Raw genomic sequence first — 18,340 nt, 5'->3', positions numbered from 1 at the left:
TGCGAATCGTCCCGGCGTCGGAGGCGCTTGCACATCATCGAACATCGTTCTATTCTATCGAACGGCGTTCGGTCATCGAACGTCGTTCGATTAACTGTCGATCGGAGGAATCGCCATGACCGACGCACCCGTCCTCGCTCGCTCCCGCACCTACTCATCCCTGCGGGCCGCCTGGATCCCGCTCGCCGCTCTCTGTCTCGCGTTCTTCGTCGAGATGGTCGACAACACCCTCCTTTCGATCGCGTTGCCGACCATCGGTCGCGAGCTCGGAGGGGACACGACCTCGCTGCAGTGGATCACCGGCGCCTATTCGCTCACGTTCGGCGGCCTGCTGCTGACCGCCGGCTCGATCGCCGACCGCTTCGGGCGACGCCGGGTGCTGCAGATCGGGCTCGGCCTGTTCGGGCTGATCAGCCTGGCCGTACTGCTCGTCGCCAGCACCGGCGAGCTCATCGCGTTGCGTGCCCTGCTCGGGATCGCCGCGGCCGCCATGGCGCCCATCACCAACTCGCTGGTCTTCCGGCTGTTCGACGACGAGAAGCTGCGCATGCGCGCCATCACGCTCATGATGGTCGTCGGAATGTCGGGCTTCGTCCTCGGTCCGCTCCTCGGCGGCACGATGCTCACTCATCTGCCCTGGCAGTGGCTGCTGCTCGTGAACGCGCCCATCGCCCTGATCGCCGCCGCCGGCGTCCACTTCGGTGTGCCGGCCGACGCCCCGGGCGGCCTCACCAAGGACCGGCTCGATCTGCCGGGCGCGGCACTGAGCATCCTCACGATCGGTATGGGCTGCTACGTGCTCACCAGCGGCATCGAGAACGGGTGGACATCACCCATCACGCTCGCGGTCGCGGCCGGCGCCGTGGTCTCGCTCGTGCTCTTCATCCTCCGCGAGCAACGGGCGGTGGCGCCGATGCTGGATCTGGCCCTGTTCCGCCGGGGAACCGTGCGCGGCGCGGCGATCGCCCAGATCGGCACCTCGGTCGCGATGGCGGGCGTGATGTTCGCCCTGATCCTGCACTTCCAGTACGCGTGGGGATGGTCGCCGCTGCAGGCGGGCCTGGCCAATCTGCCGCTCATCGCGACGATGATCCTCGCCACACCCCTCACCGAGTGGCTCGTGCGCAGGTTCGGGCACCGCATCGCCTGTCTCATCGGCGCGGGCCTGCTCGCGGCGGGCCTCGGCGTCATGGCCTGGGCGGTCGAGCAGGACTACCTCGCTATCGCGCTCGCGATGGTGGTGATGACGGCGGGCCTGCGCACGGTCATGACGATCTGCGCGGTGGCACTGGTCGGCGCGATGCCCGAGAACCGCACCTCGATGGGCGCCGCCATGAACGACACCGCACAGGAGCTGGGAACCAGCGTCGGTACGGCCGTCGTCGGCACGCTCATCGCCGCCCTGGTCACCGTGACGCTCCCCGTCGGCGCATGGGATCCCGCCCTCGTCGCATCCTTCTTCCACGGCGAGCAGGTGGTGTTCGCCGTGCTCGCCGTGGCGGTCGGCATCATCGCCGGCATCGGCGCGCTCAGCCTGACCGACGCGCGCACGGTCGACGAGCACGAAGCGCCGGCCTGACGCCGCGGGGAGCCGCAATGCTCCGATCGCGGCACTGCCGAGTCCGGTCGCCGTACACTGGACCCACTCCGTCGCCGACGATCGGAGACCCTGTGTCCTCTGGCTGGCAGCCCTCCCGCGAGCCGGCGCCCGCGCGCCTGCTCATCGAGCGCGCGCACGAGGAGCTCGTCGCGGGCAACATCGACGACGGCCGTCTGCAGAGCGTGCGCTCACTCGTGCGGGAGTCGTGGGAGCGGTCGTGGCGGCAGCGCGTCGGCGCCGAGGGTCTGCCCCCGCTCGACTTCACCGCGGACGCCCTCGACGCCTACCGGCTCGCGCACCCGCTCGCCGGGGCGATGGACACGATCCGCTCCCTGCTGCTGCCCGGATCCGCCGACGATTCGGGCGTCATCGTCGCGGTCGGCGACCACGCGGGGCGTCTGCTGTGGGTGGAAGGGGATCTGAATCAGCGGATCCTGTCCGGTGAGATGGGCTTCGTAGAGGGCGCGAACTGGTCGGAGCGAGCGGTCGGCACCTCCGCCCCGGGCACCGCGCTCGAACTCGGCGCCTCGGTGCAGATCCACGGGGCCGAGCACTACAACCGTCTCGTGCAGCCGTGGTCATGCACCGCTGCACCCGTGTTCGATCCGGAGGACCGGCGCATCCTCGGAGTGATCGACGTGACCGGCGGCGCCGAGGCCGCGAGCCCGCAGGCGCGCATGCTGGTCGACGCCACCGCCCGCGCCGTCGAGGCCGAGTTGCTCGTGGCACGGCTGCGAGCCCGCGCCGAGCCGGTGGCCCCCGTCGCCCCAGCCCCGCGGCGGCGTCCGATTCCCGAGCGCGCCGCCCTGCGCGTGCTGGGCCGTGATCGGGCCAGGCTCGAGGTGTTCAGCGACGACGGCGAGCGCTCGGTCGAGCTCAGCGCGCGGCACGCCGAGATCCTGCTGCTGCTGGCCGTGCACCGGCAGGGGCTGTCCGCCGAGCGTCTCGCCGAGCTCGTGTACGGCGAAGGATCCTCGGCCGACACCCTGCGCCCGGAGATGGTCCGCTTGCGCAGGGCGCTCGAGCGGATCTGGCCAGCGCTCGTTCCCGAGTCGCGTCCGTACCGGCTGACCGTGCCGCTGGAGACCGACGCCCAGGACGTGCTGTCGCTGCTCGACCGCGGCGCGCACCGGGTGGCGCTTTCGGCGTACCGCGGCCCCGTGCTGCCGGATTCGGCGGCGCCGGGCGTGGAGGAGTATCGCGACTCGGTGCGCTCGATCCTGCGCGAGACCATGCGCACCGAGGCCAGCATCGATGTACTGCTGAGCTACGCCGAGATCCCGGAAGGATCCGAGGACGCCGAGATCCTGCGCCTCTGCCTGGAGCTGCTGCCCGCGCGCTCGCCGAAGCGCGCGGGTCTCGTCAGCCGCATCGAGCGCCTCGAGCAGGGCTGACGCCGCCGTTCCCGGCGTTTCGTCTCGCTCGCCTCCGGCGTGCTCGCTCAACGACCCCCGGGGTGCAACCCGATGCAACGTGACGCATCCGGGTGCAACGTGCACGCGCCTACCGTCGAGGCACACATCAACCCGCGCGGCATCGGAGCCGCGGTACGTCGAAGGAGACGCGATGACCATCATCGAGGAGAGCGTGTCGACCGCCTATGCGGCACCCGGGCAGCCGGGCGCGCTCGCGAACTACCGCCCGCGCTACGGGCACTACATCGGCGGCGAGTTCGTCGAGCCCGTCAAGGGCCAGTACTTCGAGAACGTCAGCCCGGTCAACGGCAAGCCGTTCACCGAGGTCGGCCGCGGTACCAGTGAGGACATCGACCGCGCCGTCGACGTCGCCTGGAAGGCGTTCGCGAGCTGGGGCAAGACGAGCCCCACGGAGCGCGCCAACGTCCTGAACAGGATCGCCGACCGCATCGAGCAGAACCTCGAGATCATCGCGATCGCCGAGACGTGGGAGAACGGCAAGCCGATCCGCGAGACGCTCGCCGCCGACATCCCGCTCGCCGTCGACCACTTCCGCTACTTCGCCGGCGTGCTGCGCGCCCAGGAGGGCGGCATCAGCCAGCTCGACGAGAACACGGTGGCGTACCACTTCCACGAGCCGCTCGGCGTGGTCGGCCAGATCATCCCGTGGAACTTCCCGCTGCTGATGGCCACGTGGAAGCTCGCCCCGGCGCTCGCCGCGGGCAACTGCGTCGTCATCAAGCCGGCCGAGCAGACGCCCGCATCGATCCTGTTCCTGTTCGAGATCATCGGCGACCTGCTCCCGGCCGGCGTCGTGAACATCGTCAACGGCTTCGGCATCGAGGCGGGTGCGCCGCTCGCCCAGCACAAGCGGATCCGCAAGGTCGCCTTCACCGGCGAGACCACGACCGGGCGCCTGATCATGCAGTACGCGTCGCAGAACCTCATCCCGGTGACCCTCGAGCTCGGCGGCAAGAGCCCCAACGTCTTCTTCGAGGACGTCGCGAGCTCCACCGCCGACCCGTACTACGAGAAGGCGCTCGAGGGCTTCACGATGTTCGCCCTGAACCAGGGCGAGGTCTGCACGTGCCCGTCCCGCGCCCTCATCCAGCGCTCGATCTACGACGGATTCCTCTCCGACGGGCTCGAGCGCGTGAAGAAGGTCGTGCAGGGCAACCCGCTGGATCTCACCACGATGATCGGTGCGCAGGCGTCGAACGATCAGCTCGAGAAGATCCTCAGCTACATCGACATCGGCAAGCAGGGCGGTGCGCGCCTGCTCACCGGGGGCGAGCGTGTCGACCTCGGTGGCGACCTCAGCGAGGGCTACTACGTCGCCCCGACCGTGTTCGAGGGCACCAACGACATGCGGATCTTCCAGGAGGAGATCTTCGGGCCGGTGCTGTCGGTGACGAGCTTCGCCGACTTCGACGACGCGATCTCGATCGCGAACGACACGCTCTACGGCCTCGGCGCCGGTGTGTGGAGCCGCAGTGGCGACACCGCCTACCGGGCCGGCCGGTCGATCGAGGCCGGCCGCGTCTGGACGAACACATACCACCAGTACCCGGCGCACGCCGCGTTCGGCGGGTACAAGCAGTCGGGCGTCGGCCGCGAGAACCACAAGATGATGCTCGACCACTACCAGCAGACGAAGAACCTCCTCGTCTCCTACGCGGAGGGCCCGATGGGCTTCTTCTGATCCGGATACCCACCACCGGTCGTTGAGCGAGGACGCCGAACGCGACCGAGACGAAACGCGGGGAGCTCGACAGGGCGCCGCGTTTCGTCTCGCGAGGACCCGCGCTGAGCGAGCGTAGCGAGTCGAAGCGTCGCTCAACGACCGAGGGGCGACACACGAGAGGAGCGGGCCATGCCCGAGTTCCACCGCGTCGAGGTCTCGGCCGAGGCGGCGGCGCTGCTGCGCGAACTGACGGCGCAGCACGGTCCGCTGATGTTCCACCAGTCCGGAGGATGCTGCGACGGATCCGCACCCATGTGCTATCCGGTGGGGATGTTCCTGACGGGATCCGGCGACGTGCTGCTCGGAGATCTCGACGTCGGCCTCGAGGAGTCCGTGCCGGTCTACATGTCCGTGTCGCAGTTCGAGTACTGGAAGTACACGCACCTCACGATCGACGTCGTGGACGGACGCGGATCCGGATTCAGCGTCGAGGCACCGACCGGCAAACGGTTCCTGACCCGCTCGCGGATGCTCGATCAGGACGAGCTGGAGCACTTCGCCCTGGCCTGATCGACGACCCGGACCGGCTGGCAGCCGGTCCCTTTTACCGGGTCGGGATCAGCGGCTGCGGTCGATCTGTATCGACAGCTACGCCCGCTAGCTCCCGCATGCCCCGGATTAGGGAGCGCCCGAGCGTCGGGGAGAGTCGGAGGCGAAAGGACAGACCCTGGGATCTAGCGTCGAGGTCCCAGGGTCTGTTCACGAGAGTTCGAAGAACTCGTGGCGTCGAGGGTCAGGCCCAGTAGGTGAAGTGGTAGTACCCGTCGCCGCGCAGCTCGCAGTTCTGGGCGATCTGATATCCGCTGCGCGCGAACTGGCGCTGGTCGGCCTGGCAGGCACTCAGCGAGGCGTAGCCTCCCGAACCGACCTGGGTGGCCGCCGAGGCGCTCGGTGCGATGGCGATGGTCAGCGCAGCTGCGAGAACGGTTCCCCCCGTCGCAGCAATGAACTTGCGCATTCTCATAGTGATTCCTCCGGTTTGTCGATGCCCGAGATCGGGCCCCGTCAGCATTCGCCGCTGGCGATGGGGTAAGGCTAGCGAGGACGACTCGGGCTGCCAAGGAGCGGTCCCCGGCTATCCAGGGATCCCGCCCGTCGGAACGGCTAAGGTCCGCGTCGATGCCAGCCAGGAAGATCTCCTGGCCAGGTCACGTCTCGGCGTCGGAACTCCCGCGAATCGCCGACCCATGCCTACAATCGGGTGTCCCGTGCGCCGTGAACCCTGACGGCCATGGATGTTGCGGCCGCGCTGAAGCGCGGTCTCGGAACCGATACAGAGGTGTATATGTCATTCCACAGCACTCGAGGCCGTCTCGGCCTCGCCATCGGCGCGCTCGGCGCCACGGCCCTCGTTCTCGCGGGCTGTGCGACGAGCAGCACGGGCGGCGGGGGTTCGACCGGGGGATCCTCCGGCAGCACGATCACCGTCGGCACAACCGACAAGATCACGTACCTCGATCCGGCCGGCTCGTACGACAACGGGTCGTTCGCGGTGATGAACCAGGTCTACCCGTTCCTGATGAACAGCAAATACGGCACCGCGGAGGTCACCCCCGACATCGCCGAGTCTGCGGAGTTCACCTCGCCGACCGAGTACACGGTGAAGCTCAAGAAGGGTCTGAAGTTCGCCAACGGCGACCCGCTGACCTCGGCGTCCGTGAAGTTCTCCTTCGACCGCATGGTCAAGATCAACGATCCCAACGGGCCGGCTGTGCTCCTCGGCAACCTGGCCAGCACCGCGGCGCCGGACGCGACCACGGTCGTCTTCACGCTGAAGAACGGCAACGATCAGATCTGGCCGCTCATCCTCTCCAGCCCGGCCGCGCCCATCGTCGACGAGAAGGTCTTCTCGGCCGACAAGGTCACCGACGACGACGCCATCGTCAAGGGCAAGGCCTTCGCCGGTCAGTACGAGATCACCGACTACAAGAAGAACCAGCTCATCTCCTACAAGCCGTACGCCGGCTATCAGGGCGAGCTCGGCAAGGCCGCCAACAGCCAGGTCAACGTCAAGTACTTCGCCGACGCGTCGAACCTGAAGCTCGCGATCGGCAACGGCGACGTCGACGTGGCGTTCCGCAGTCTGTCGGCCACCGACACCGCGGACCTGGGCAAGAACAAGAAGGTCAAGCTGGTCGAGGGCCCCGGCGGCGAGATCCGCTACGTCGTCTTCAACTTCAACACGCAGCCGTTCGGTGCGACGACCCCCGAGGCCGACCCGGCCAAGGCTCAGGCCGTGCGCCAGGCGGCGGCCGACCTCGTCGACCGCGAGGCGATCGCGAAGGACGTCTACAAGGACACGTACAGCCCGCTGTACTCGTTCGTCGCCGACGGCATGGCCGGCGCGACCCAGCCGCTGAAGTCGATGTACGGCGACGGCAACGGCGGCCCCTCGCTCGACAAGGCGAAGAAGGTCCTCGCCGACGCGGGCATCACCGGTCCGGTCACGCTGAACCTGCAGTACAACGGCGACCACTACGGCCCGTCCTCGGGTGACGAGTACGCCGCGATCAAGGCGCAGCTCGAGCAGGGCGGTCTGTTCACCGTCAACCTGCAGAGCACCGAGTGGACGCAGTACTCCAAGGACCGCACGGCCGATGTGTACCCGGCCTACCAGCTCGGCTGGTTCCCGGACTACTCCGACGCCGACAACTACCTGTCGCCGTTCTTCACGACGGACAACTTCCTGAAGAACCACTACGACAACACCGCGGTCAACGACCTCATCGTGAAGTCGCAGACCGAGACCGACAAGGACAAGCGCATGGCCGACCTGGCGCAGGTGCAGGACATGGTCGCGAAGGACCTGTCCACCCTGCCGCTGCTGCAGGGCAAGCAGGTCGCCGTCGTCGGCAAGGACGTGAACGGCACCACGCTCGACGCGTCGTTCAAGTTCCGCTACGCGCCGCTGACGAAGTAGCGCACCCTCAGACGGGGCATCGCCGCACTCGCGACGGTGCCCCGTCCTCGTTCCAGGGCGCAGATCCGGTCCCTAACCTCGACAGGCTCGACTCCCCGTCACGGGGTCCTGATCCGCCCGACTCCGGTTCGCAGTGAAGCGACCGGATCCGCTCCACCCTCACGAAGGTTCCCCATGGCCGTTGATGTCCTCGCCGCAGATCCCGTGGCGACGCGTCCCAAGTCCTCCGGAGGAGGACTGTGGCGCTACATCCTGATCCGCCTCGTGCTGATCATCCCCACCGTCCTCATCCTGGTCACCCTGGTCTTCTTCCTGATGCGGGTCACCGGCGACCCGATCACCGCGGCCCTCGGCGGTCGCCTGCCTCCCGACCAGCTCGCCGCGCGTGTGCACCAGGCCGGCTACGACCGGCCGGTCCTGATCCAGTACTTCGAGTACCTCGGCAACATCCTGCGCGGGGACTTCGGCACGACGATCACCGACGGCCAGAAGGTCACCACGGTGCTGCTGACCTACGGATCCGCCACGCTCGAGCTCGCGATCTACGCGCTCATCGTCGCGTTCGCGGTGTCGATCCCGCTCGGCCTCGTCGCGGCGCACCGCCGCGACAAGTGGCAGGACGCATCTCTGCGCATCATGGCGATCCTCGCCTACGCCACGCCGATCTTCTTCGTCGGCCTGCTGCTGAAGCTCGTCTTCTCGGTCTGGCTGGGCTGGATGCCGGTCTCCGGGCGCGCGAGCACGCAGACCGAGCTGCTGATGAGCGGCGTGAGCACGCCGACCGGGATCTACCTGCTCGACGCCATCCGGCTGGGCAACGGTCCCGCGATCCTCGACGTGCTGTGGCATGCGATCCTGCCGGCCCTCGCCCTCGGCCTGCTCACCGCCGGCATCTTCCTGCGGCTCATCCGCACCAACGTGATCGGAACGCTCGGCCAGCAGTACGTCACCTCCGGTCGCTCCCGCGGCGTGAGCGAGTACCGTCTGGTCACCAAGCACGCGTTCCGGCCGGCACTGATCCCGATCATCACCGTGATGGGCCTGCAGATCGCACTGCTCCTCGCCGGCGCCATCCTCACCGAGACGACGTTCGAGTGGAAGGGCATCGGCTTCATGCTGAGCGAGTACCTCAAGGCGCGCGACTTCGTGGCCGTGCAGGGCATCGTCGTCATGATCGCGGTGATCGTCGCCGTCACCAACTTCGTCGTCGACATCGTCGCCGCCATGATCGACCCGCGGGTGAGGTACTGAGATGAACGTCGACAACACCCCCGACCCCGTGATCGACCGCGACCTCCCGACTCCGAAGACCGAGGCGCTCGCCGCCCAGGCGCCGCGCAAGCGCCGCTGGCGCGAGCGGATCCCCGTGGTCTCGCAGCTGCGCCAGAGCGTTGGGCTGCAGCGCGGCATGCTGGTGACCGGCCTGGTCATCACCGGCATCTTCGTGCTGGTCGCGATCCTGGCGCCGTTCATCGCCCCGTACTCGTGGGCGCAGCAGTCCGTGAACGGCGTGAAGTTCGGCACGCAGCAGCCGCCGAGCGCCACCAACCTTCTCGGCACCACCGTCAGCGGCTTCGACGTCTTCTCCCGGGTGATCTGGGGATCCCAGACCGCGCTGCTGGTGATCCTCGCCGCGATCGCCTGCTCGATCTTCATCGGCATCGCGCTCGGCCTGGTGTCGGGCTACTTCGGCGGCTGGCTCGATCGCACGCTCGTCGTGATCGCCGATGCGATCTACGCGTTCCCGTCGCTGCTGCTCGCCATCGTGATGTCGATCGTGATCAGCCACGGGCAGTCGAACCTGTGGTCGGGCATCATGGCCACGGCCCTGTCGATCACCGTGGTGTTCGTGCCGCAGTACTTCCGCGTGATCCGCGCCGAGGTGGTGCGCGTACGGGCCGAGCCGTTCGTCGAGTCGGCGAGAGTCATCGGCGTGCCGACCGGGCGGATCCTGACACGCCACGTGCTGCGCAACTCCACGCGCTCGCTGCCGGTCGTGATCACGCTGAACGCCTCCGAGGCGCTGCTGACCCTCGCCGGGCTCGGCTTCCTCGGCTTCGGCATCGAGGCGACCTCGGCCGCGGAGTGGGGCTACGACCTCAACCGCGCCATCGCGGACGTCACCAGCGGCATCTGGTGGACGTCCATCTTCCCCGGCCTCGCGATCGTGCTGGTGGTGCTCGGCATCACCCTCGTCGGCGAGAGCCTCAACGACCTGAGCGATCCGCGACTGCGCACCCGCCGTCGCGCGGGAGGTGCGGCATGACCGGCACGACCATGAACACCGGCCTGCCCGATGTGGCAGAACTCCGCGGTCTCAAGGTGCGCTTCGCGACTGACGCCGAGCCCGTCGACGCGGTCAAGGGCATCGACATCCAGGCGCACGCCGGTGAGGTGCTCGCCATCGTCGGCGAATCCGGATCCGGCAAGACCGTCACCGCCAACGCGCTGCTCGGCCTGCTGCCAGAGACCGCGACCATGTCGGGCGCGGTCATCGTGCGCGGCCGCGGCGGCGAGACCGACGTCGTGCACGCCTCGGCCGCGAAGCTGCGCGCGATGCGAGGCCGCGACGCGGCGATGGTGTTCCAGGAGCCGTCCACGGCGCTGAACCCCGTCTACACCGTCGGCTGGCAGATCGCCGAGGGGCTGCGTGCGCATCACGACGGCCGGCTCTCCAAGAAGGAGGCGCGGGCGAAGGCGATCGAGATCCTCCGCAAGGTGGGCATCCCGGATCCGGAACAGCGCGTGGACGAGTTCCCGCACCAGTTCTCCGGCGGGCAGAAGCAGCGCATCGTGATCGCGATGGCCCTCGTGCTGAACGCCGGGCTCATCATCGCCGACGAGCCGACGACGGCCCTCGATGTCACGGTGCAGGCCGAGATCCTCGAGCTGCTGCGCGCCTGCCGCGACGAATTCGGTGCGACGATCGTGCTCATCACGCACAACATGGGCGTCGTCGCCGACCTCGCCGACCGTGTGGTGGTGATGCTCCGCGGCGACATCGTGGAGCAGGCCCCGGTGCGCGAGCTCTTCGCCAACCCGCAGCAGGAGTACACGCGCGAGCTGCTCGCCGCCGTGCCGCACGTCGGCCAGGGCAAGTCGATGCTCGAGGCGGCGGCGGTGACCAGCCCGGCCTCCGGCGTCGCGGACGAGGCCCCGGAAGGCAGCCTGATCGTCGCGCGGGCGTGCGAGATCGGGTATCCGGGCCGCTTCGGCCGCGGCGGCGTCGTGGCGGTCAAGGGCGTCGACTTCCACGTCGGCCCCGGCGAGGTCGTCGGCCTGGTCGGCGAGTCCGGATCCGGCAAGACCACGATCGGCCGCGCCGTCGTCGGCCTCACCACGGTCGTCGGCGGGTCGCTGCGCGTGCTCGGCCAGGAGATGAACGGCGTCAAGCAGCGTCAGCTGGCCCCGCTCCGCCCCGAGATCGGGTTCGTGTTCCAGGATCCGGCCACCAGCTTCAATCCGCTGCTGTCGATCGCCGAGTGCATCGCGGAGCCGCTCGTCGTGCACGGCAGGGCGTCGAGCGTCGCCGCCGCGCGTGCGCGCGTGGACGAGTTGCTCGATGCGGTGCGGCTGCCGACCAGCTTCGGCGACCGCTTCCCGCATGAGCTCAGCGGTGGCCAGCGTCAGCGTGCCTCGCTCGCTCGCGCTCTGGCCCTGGACCCGAAGCTGCTCATCGCGGACGAGCCCACCAGCGCCCTGGACGTCTCGGTGCAGGCGAAGGTGCTCGACCTGTTCGTACAGCTGCAGGCCGAGCTCGGCTTCGCGTCGCTGTTCATCAGTCACGACCTCGCCGTGATCGACGCCGTCTCCGACCGCATCATCGTGCTGCGGCAGGGACGGATTCAGGAGCAGGGCACGACCGCGCAGGTGCTGAACGATCCGTCGAACTCCTACACGAGGGAGCTGCTCGCGGCCCTTCCCGTGCCGGATCCGGTGGAGCAGGCCGAGCGCCGCGCTCTCTGGCAGGCGGTGCGCCGCGGCGCCTGAGGGCCAGACCCCTCACGGGGTCGTTGAGCGAGCACCGGCGCAGCCGGAGCGAGTCGAAACGGGGTCATCTCGAAAGGGCACCGCGTTTCGTCTCGCTCAGCCTTCGGCCGTGCTCGCTCAACGACCGGAGAAGGGAGTGGGTCCCGTTCAGCGGCCCATCACGAGAAGGGCGATGACGCCGAGCGCGCCCATGAAGATCACCGGCACGCCCAGCACCACGCCGAACACGATCGCGAGCGTCACCCACGGTCCTCGCCGGCGCAGACGCTGGCCTGATGGCGCCACGCCGGGCGGCGGCGGGGTGAGCAGGTCCACGGGCGCCGCGAAGGGCAGCGCGTGCCCGGCGGTCGCCCCCGGGGACGGCGAAACCACGCCGACGGCGTCGGCGGAGCTCGCCAGGGCAGGAGCGGTCGCGTCCGCTGGAGCGCCCAGCCGCAGCCGGTCGTCGCGCCAGCGCTCCCACTGGTCGAGCTTGCCGAGCACGGCGGCGACGGCACCGAACAGCCAGCCCCAGCTGTTCGGATCCAGGGTCGACACGGGGCGCTGCGTGTACAGGAACAGCCAGTCGTCGACGATCTCCACGTCGAGCAGGGCCGCGCTGTCCATGAACCGAACCATCACGTCGGGCGTGAACAGGTACAGCGCATCGGTCTCGTAGCCGGCCGGGCAGTACAGCGTGAAGTAGCGGTCGAAGTCGCCCTCGAGCGAGAGCCGCTGATGCTTGTCGAACGACGCGGGCAGGTTGCTGCCCAGCGCGTTGTTGCCGAGCGCGTCCAGCACGATGTGCGGGAGGGGCACGTCGAGCTTGACGGCGATGTACCCCCACTGGTGCGTGTGGGCGTCTTTGCCCGAGCCGGTGGTGTACCGGTAGTTGCCGAACTCGACGAACCTCGGCTGCGTGCCGCGCACCGCGTCGGTCGTCGCACGCCCCGAGCCGTGCCCGAAGATCATGCCGGGAAGGGGCGGATCCGCGATCGTCCCGATGTACGACATTCCGTTCGCCGCGGCGAAGCAGGCGATGCGGTACTGCGCGATCCGTCGATCGCGCTGGGCCCTGGCGATGAGGAGCCAGGCGCCGGTGCCCATCCCCCCGATCAGGACGAGCATTCCGAACCCGCCGATCGCGGCGCCCGCGCTCCCGCCCGCGCCGTGGCCCACTGCGGAGCCGATCGTGAGGCCGATGCCCATGGCGATCACGAACATGACCGGAACCACGAGGATCGCCATCACGACCGCGGCGATCACGATCCCGACGATCGTGCCGCCCGACGTGGGGTGCTGCGCGCGCTGCTGCCGCGCGAACGCGGCGACGGCGCTGGAATCGACCGGCTCGGTCAGCGGCCGGGGATCGAAGTATCCCGGGGGCAGTGGGGTGCTCACGCCCCCACGCTAGCCCGAGCCGCCGCAGGATCCGCGGGGTTCTTGCCGAGGGGCCGGTGCCCGGATCAGTGCCCGAACAGGAGCACCCGGAACACGAACCACGCCACGGCGATGATGCCGAACATGAGCACCGACACCCAGGGGAACGCGCGCTTGAGCCGGCGCCCGCCGGAAGCGACGCCCGGGGGCGGCGACCAGGGCTGGCCCGGATCCGCCGGCGTGGGTGCGGCGAAGCCGGTGGCGTCGGCGCTCGGGGCAGCGGCGCCGGCGAGGAATCCGAGCGGGGCGACCGGCACGCCAGGGGCCGTGGCCGGCACCGGGGACGCGGACGGGGCGGCCGTGGAGCCGGCGCCGACGGCTCCCGCCGCGCGCAACCGGTCGTCGCGCCAGCGCGCCCACTGCTGCAGCTTGGTGATGACGGCCCCCACGGTGCCGAACAGCTGCGCCCAGGCCGCGGGATCCAGGGTCGTCACCTCTGTCTTCTGGGCGTACAGGAACAGCCAGTCGTCGACGATCTCGATGTCGAAGGAGGCGGCGTTGTCGATGAGGCGCGCCATGACGTCAGGTGTGAACAGATACAGCGCGTCGCGCTCATAGCCCTCGGGGCAGTACAGCGCGAAGTACTGATCGAAGTCGCCCTCGAGGGACAGACGCTGATGCCTGCCGTAGGACGCGGGCAGGTTCGAGCCGAGGAAACCGTTGTTCGCGAGCGAATCGAGCACGATGTTCGGCAGCGGCACGTCGAGTCGGATGGCGACGTAGCCCCAATGGTGGGTCTCGGCTTCCTTGCCGGATCCGGTCGTGTACTGATAGTTCGCGAACTCGACGAAGCGGGGTGTCGTGCCTCGCACCAGGTCACGGGACGCCCGCGCATGGCCCAGGCCGAAAATCATGCCGGGAAGCTGCGGATCGGCGAGCTCAGGGAGGTAGCTCATGCCGTTTGCCGCCGCGAATGCGGCGAGGCGATAGGCCCGAATCCTCCGGCCGCGCACCCAGAACACGACGCCCACCGTGATGACCGCCGCGACGACCAGGAGCAAGAGGGGGGTGACGATGACGCTGACGCCGACTCCCAAGGAGGTGCTCAGCATCGCACCGAAGATGCTGCCCGCGACGCCGAGGATGAAGACGATGGCGATGCCGCCGAAGACCATGCCGATGATCTGGGGCGCGCTCGCTCCGGAGCCTCCGGCGGGCGCCGAACGGGCGAACGCGGCCAGCGCGGCGCGGTCGATCGGCGCGGTGAGCGGGGTGGCATCGAAAGGATACGAGCCCGCTGGTCGGTTCGTCGGCACGGTCACGCGTCCACGCTAACCCCGATGGCTCGCATCCTGGCCGGACCGCGGCGGGCGTTCAACGGTTCAGCTCGTCGGCGTCCCACTGCAGGTCCGCGCCCTCGGCGAGAGGCAGGGCCTCGATCCGCTCGTCCGCGCACAGCGCGGCGACGAGAGCGGCGGATCCGGCGACGACCGTGGAGTCGAAGTCGATCTCGCTGACCAGGATCCAGGCGCGGTCCGCCGGCCAGATCAGGCTCGGGTGCTGCGCCATCGGTGCGACGCCGCGTTCGTCGAGCCCGGTCCCTGAGCCTGTCGAAGGGTCGCGCCAGGGGACGAACGCCACCCAGTCCGGATCCGCGAACGCGCGCGGCGGCGCGGCGAACAGCACGTGCTCGCGCTGCGGGAGCTCGAGGTGCGCGCTCTCGGAGATCTCGCGGGGCAGGATCCCGTCGTGCCACACCGCCTTCTGGTACGGGTTGTTGAACGGGTCGTGGATGCTCTCGGCCAGCAGCGCCGCGTGCGCTTCGGCGGCGTCGCCGGTGGCCGTCAGAAACACGCGCCCGGCGGGACCGTAGCCACCGAGCAGGCCGCCCCAGCCCGCCCAGACGCCCGCGATCCCGTCGTCCGGCGTCGTGGTGTGCGCGACCAGGTGCTCGGCGACATGAGCCAGGATCGCGGGCGGCAGATCGCCCTCGATCGGCGCGCTGAATTGCCGCCCGTCGGGGGAGCGCCGGCCGCGCCAGTCCTCGCCCTCCGGCGTGCGCACGATCCGGTTCCACTGTGCGAGCGGGTGCAGCACCGTGCCGAAGGCTGCGGCCGTGTCCGCCCAGGTGACGACCTCGTCCCGCAACGACGCGACGGTGCGGTCGAACTCGTCGTCCGACATCGCGCGCAGCTCGTCGCTCGTCGGCACGACGCCGCCACCGAGGAGGCTCCGCACCGACGCCGGATGGAAGATCCTGGCGTACGCCTCGAACCCGTGCGGCACGACGCCGTGCATCGTCGTGAAGCCGGGATCCAGACGATCCCGGATCCAGTTGCCGACCTCGACGTCGTTCTCCCATCGCATGCCGCCAGGCTATCGTCGCGGCGCGCATCCACCGATGTGGGTTTTGGAGATGAAGAACAACGCGGACTTTGACATGGGACCGGTCACAGTAGGTTTCCCCAAGGGATGCGGAACGTGACGGGCGGATCCGCTATTTTGCTCGATGCCGGAATATCACGGGCACCCGACCCGTGAGCCGGTCGTCGCGCGCCCGCTGGGGGCCGTGCGGCATCCAATGGGGAAGGAAACCTGCATGCCCGAATTCGTCGTGCCCGAAACGGACAGCGTCCATCGCGGCCTCAGCCGTCGCACCGTGGTGAAGACCGCCGCGTGGTCGGTACCGGTCATCGCCATGGCCGTCGCCGCCCCGGTGGCCGTGGCCTCGACCGCGCCTGCTCCCTGCGCGGCGCTGCCGGTGGGGTCGTTCACCGTCGTCGGCGGGAACCTGGTGTCCGACGGTCGGGTCGGCACATCGCCGACATCAGATGGACTGTTCGGAACCGGTTGGACTCCGCCCAAGGCGCCGGTCCAGGACCCGCAGACGGGGCTCTGGTCTCAGACCGACTCCGCGGTCGCTCCGACGCCGGCCAGCTGGTGGTCGGGCGGCGGCGACCCGCAGAACAGCGTCGGGTTCCTGTCGCTCGACGATAACGACAACCGTGACGGCGCAGACCAGACGCCCTCCGTCATCACCGCGAACTACGCCGTCGATGTGAAGGCGGGCATCGCGTATTCGTTCACGATGCCGGTCTATGCCTCGGCGGACTACCTCGGACCGCAGTACTTGGACATCTCGGTGGCCGGCGCCGGCGTGAACATGCCAGGAGTCGTGCAGGGGTACTACGGAAACCCGGCGATCGCGGTCGTTCCCAACGGCCTCGTCGGCTACACCCACTTCGGCAGCGCGCAGACGCCCGCGACGACCTTCACGCCCAGCTCGGACGGCACTGTCCTGTTCACCTACACCTTCACGCTCCCGTACGTCACCGGAGGATCGCGCCAGAACGCCGACCTCTTCGTGACGTCGCCCGCACTCAGTTCCTGCGCCTGACGGCCGGGGCGAGGCGGGGTCTTCCCCGCCTCGCCCATCGACCGCACAGCCGGACCGGTTCGCGGCGCCCTGCCGGATCCGCTAAGCTGTTCAGGTTGTCTGGGTACATCTGTGCCCTGACACGTGCACAACACCCTCCTGCTTCCGGGAAAGTCCCGGAAGCCGTTCTAGTCCGAAGGAGGTGGGTAAGTGACGCACCAGTACGAGCTCATGGTCATTCTGACCCCCGAGCTGGACGAGCGCCAGGTTGCCCCCAACCTCGACAAGTTCCTGAAGGTCATCACCAACGATGGTGGCTCGATTGACAAGGTCGACATCTGGGGCAAGCGCCGTTTCGCCTACGAGATCAACAAGAAGACCGAGGGCATCTACGCCGTCGTGAACTTCACCGCGAGCAGCGATGCCACCAACGAGCTGGACCGCCAGCTGAACCTGTCGGAGCTCGTGTTCCGCACCAAGGTTCTGCGTGCCGAAGAGGCGCAGGCGATGGTCGCAGCCGAGGCCAAGCGTGCCGAGGAGAAGGCCGCCCGCAAGCCCAAGGCCGCGAAGGTCTAAGGATCATGGCCGGCGAGACCGTCATCACCGTGGTGGGAAACCTCACTGCCGACCCCGAGCTGCGCTACACGCAGAACGGGCTGCCGGTGGCGAACTTCACCATCGCTTCGACGCCGCGCACCTTCGACCGCCAGGCGAACGAATGGAAGGACGGCGACGCGCTGTTCCTCCGTGCGTCCGTGTGGCGCGAGTTCGCCGAGCACGTGGCGGGATCCCTGACGAAGGGCATGCGGGTCATCGCATCCGGACGCCTGCGTCAGCGCTCCTACCAGGACAAAGAAGGCCAGAACCGCACCGCGATCGAGCTGGAGGTCGACGAGATCGGCCCCTCGCTCCGCTACGCGACCGCGCAGGTCACCCGTGCCGCCTCCAACGGCGGCGGCAACGGCGGTGGCTTCTCCGGTGGCAACAGCGGCGGTGGACGTCCGCAGCAGCAGTCCTCGAACGAGCCGTGGTCGACCCCCGGTTCCTCGAGCGCTGACGCGTGGAGCACTCCCGGCAGCTTCGGCGACGACACGCCTTTCTGAGGCCGTCGTCGGTCCCGCACAGGGGCCGGAGCATCAACAAGATTGCGGATCCTGACGGATCCGAAAACCATTTCTCGTAAGGAAGACTCATGGCTGGAAAGTCGAGCGGCGACCGCCGCAAGCCGCGGAAGGGTGGCAAGCCCACCGCTCCCGCGAAGTCCATCCGCGTGGGTGTCATCGACTACAAGGACGTCGCGACCCTCCGCAAGTTCATCTCGGAGCGTGGAAAGATCCGCGCCCGTCGTATCACCGGTGTCTCGGTGCAGGAGCAGCGTCTGATCGCCAAGGCGATCAAGAACGCGCGCGAGATGGCGCTCCTGCCCTACGCCGGCGCTGGCCGCTAAGGGGTACCGACATGGCAAAGCTGATTCTCACGAATGAGGTCGCCGGGCTCGGTAGCGCCGGTGACGTGGTCGAGGTCAAGAACGGATACGCCCGCAACTACCTCGTGCCGCAGGGTTTCGCTGTCGCGTGGTCGCGCGGTGGCGAGAAGCAGGTCGAGCAGATCCAGGCCGCCCGCAAGGCGCGTGCGATCCACGACCTCGACGACGCGGTGGCGCTGAAGAACGCCATCGAGGCCGCCAAGGTGCGCCTGGCCGTCAAGGCCGGCGCCGAGGGCCGTCTGTTCGGTTCGGTCAAGACCGCCGATGTCGCCGCCGCCGTCGAGGCTGCCGGCATCGGTGCGATCGACAAGCGCAAGGTGCACATCACCTCGCCGATCAAGTCGGTCGGCGAGCACGAGGCCACGGTTCGTCTGCACGACGACGTGACCGCTGTGATCACGCTGCAGGTCGTCGCCGCCAAGTAATCCGGCAGGCGCTCACGCGCCGACT

Annotated in this window: 17 protein-coding genes; 13 read left to right on the top strand and 4 right to left on the bottom strand. The window is 68.8% G+C overall.

The genetic code is table 11. From position 1 onward, the window contains the following. Positions 1 to 115 precede the first annotated feature (115 nt). The 4 genes from AC1DCT_RS11000 to AC1DCT_RS10985 all read left to right on the top strand — a co-directional run bounded on the left by AC1DCT_RS11000 (position 116) and on the right by AC1DCT_RS10985 (position 5,269). The gene (locus AC1DCT_RS11000) at positions 116 to 1,579 is read left to right on the top strand and encodes an MFS transporter (RefSeq protein WP_477429167.1); all 1,464 of its coding nucleotides are present in this window, start codon (positions 116 to 118) and stop codon (positions 1,577 to 1,579) included. A 92-nt stretch (positions 1,580 to 1,671) separates the two neighbouring features. Continuing rightward, positions 1,672 to 2,994, top strand: coding sequence for a GAF domain-containing protein (locus AC1DCT_RS10995; protein WP_440732700.1), 1,323 nt, complete (start codon positions 1,672 to 1,674; stop codon positions 2,992 to 2,994). 172 nt (positions 2,995 to 3,166) lie between these two features. After that, positions 3,167 to 4,717 (top strand): acetaldehyde dehydrogenase ExaC, encoded by a 1,551-nt coding sequence (exaC, locus tag AC1DCT_RS10990; RefSeq protein WP_477429165.1) that lies wholly within the window; start codon positions 3,167 to 3,169, stop codon positions 4,715 to 4,717. A 171-nt stretch (positions 4,718 to 4,888) separates the two neighbouring features. After that, entirely contained in the window at positions 4,889 to 5,269 is a 381-nt protein-coding gene (locus AC1DCT_RS10985) for a DUF779 domain-containing protein (RefSeq protein WP_477429163.1), read from the top strand. 223 nt (positions 5,270 to 5,492) lie between these two features. On the opposite strand, the gene AC1DCT_RS10980 is transcribed toward AC1DCT_RS10985, so the two are convergent. Beyond that, positions 5,493 to 5,717 carry a hypothetical protein gene (locus tag AC1DCT_RS10980; RefSeq protein ID WP_477230007.1) on the bottom strand — a complete coding sequence of 75 codons (225 nt, stop codon included), beginning with the start codon at positions 5,715 to 5,717 and terminating at the stop codon, positions 5,493 to 5,495. A gap of 327 nt (positions 5,718 to 6,044) precedes the next feature. Between AC1DCT_RS10980 and AC1DCT_RS10975 the strand changes: the two genes are divergently transcribed. The 4 genes from AC1DCT_RS10975 (at position 6,045) to AC1DCT_RS10960 (ending at position 11,669) form a co-directional block, all read left to right on the top strand. Then, positions 6,045 to 7,679 carry an ABC transporter substrate-binding protein gene (locus AC1DCT_RS10975; RefSeq protein WP_477230008.1) on the top strand — a complete coding sequence of 545 codons (1,635 nt, stop codon included), beginning with the start codon at positions 6,045 to 6,047 and terminating at the stop codon, positions 7,677 to 7,679. 174 nt (positions 7,680 to 7,853) lie between these two features. Further along, entirely contained in the window at positions 7,854 to 8,930 is a 1,077-nt protein-coding gene (locus AC1DCT_RS10970; RefSeq protein ID WP_441976485.1) for an ABC transporter permease, read from the top strand. A 1-nt stretch (position 8,931) separates the two neighbouring features. Next, positions 8,932 to 9,945 (top strand): ABC transporter permease, encoded by a 1,014-nt coding sequence (locus tag AC1DCT_RS10965; RefSeq protein ID WP_440732695.1) that lies wholly within the window; start codon positions 8,932 to 8,934, stop codon positions 9,943 to 9,945. Further along, the gene (locus AC1DCT_RS10960; protein WP_477429161.1) at positions 9,942 to 11,669 is read left to right on the top strand and encodes a dipeptide ABC transporter ATP-binding protein; all 1,728 of its coding nucleotides are present in this window, start codon (positions 9,942 to 9,944) and stop codon (positions 11,667 to 11,669) included. The genes AC1DCT_RS10965 and AC1DCT_RS10960 overlap by 4 nt, the downstream gene beginning before the upstream one ends. A gap of 147 nt (positions 11,670 to 11,816) precedes the next feature. Here the strand turns inward: AC1DCT_RS10960 and AC1DCT_RS10955 are convergent, their stop codons facing one another. From AC1DCT_RS10955 to AC1DCT_RS10945, 3 genes are all read right to left on the bottom strand, one after another. Next, on the bottom strand, positions 11,817 to 13,049 hold the full coding sequence (locus AC1DCT_RS10955) for a hypothetical protein (protein ID WP_477429159.1): 1,233 nt from the start codon (positions 13,047 to 13,049) through the stop codon (positions 11,817 to 11,819). 65 nt (positions 13,050 to 13,114) lie between these two features. Continuing rightward, positions 13,115 to 14,350 (bottom strand): hypothetical protein, encoded by a 1,236-nt coding sequence (locus AC1DCT_RS10950; protein WP_441976482.1) that lies wholly within the window; start codon positions 14,348 to 14,350, stop codon positions 13,115 to 13,117. A 52-nt stretch (positions 14,351 to 14,402) separates the two neighbouring features. Beyond that, entirely contained in the window at positions 14,403 to 15,395 is a 993-nt protein-coding gene (locus AC1DCT_RS10945) for a hypothetical protein (RefSeq protein ID WP_441976481.1), read from the bottom strand. 232 nt (positions 15,396 to 15,627) lie between these two features. Here AC1DCT_RS10945 and AC1DCT_RS10940 point away from each other — a divergent pair, with 232 nt between their 5' ends. The 5 genes from AC1DCT_RS10940 to rplI all read left to right on the top strand — a co-directional run bounded on the left by AC1DCT_RS10940 (position 15,628) and on the right by rplI (position 18,315). After that, positions 15,628 to 16,425 carry a hypothetical protein gene (locus tag AC1DCT_RS10940; RefSeq protein ID WP_477230013.1) on the top strand — a complete coding sequence of 266 codons (798 nt, stop codon included), beginning with the start codon at positions 15,628 to 15,630 and terminating at the stop codon, positions 16,423 to 16,425. A gap of 189 nt (positions 16,426 to 16,614) precedes the next feature. Continuing rightward, positions 16,615 to 16,980, top strand: coding sequence for a 30S ribosomal protein S6 (gene rpsF, locus AC1DCT_RS10935; protein ID WP_440732690.1), 366 nt, complete (start codon positions 16,615 to 16,617; stop codon positions 16,978 to 16,980). Positions 16,981 to 16,985: 5 nt separating this feature from the next. Beyond that, positions 16,986 to 17,507, top strand: a complete 522-nt coding sequence (locus tag AC1DCT_RS10930) for a single-stranded DNA-binding protein (RefSeq protein ID WP_378806617.1) — start codon at positions 16,986 to 16,988, stop codon at positions 17,505 to 17,507. A gap of 89 nt (positions 17,508 to 17,596) precedes the next feature. Beyond that, positions 17,597 to 17,851, top strand: a complete 255-nt coding sequence (gene rpsR, locus AC1DCT_RS10925; RefSeq protein ID WP_071641238.1) for a 30S ribosomal protein S18 — start codon at positions 17,597 to 17,599, stop codon at positions 17,849 to 17,851. 11 nt (positions 17,852 to 17,862) lie between these two features. Then, positions 17,863 to 18,315, top strand: coding sequence for a 50S ribosomal protein L9 (gene rplI, locus AC1DCT_RS10920; protein ID WP_440732688.1), 453 nt, complete (start codon positions 17,863 to 17,865; stop codon positions 18,313 to 18,315). Positions 18,316 to 18,340 lie beyond the last annotated feature (25 nt).

Source organism: Microbacterium sp. 10L49 (assembly GCF_056395125.1).
The sequence above is the reverse complement of the archived record's forward strand: the minus strand, read 5'-3'. Positions and strand labels throughout refer to the sequence as shown.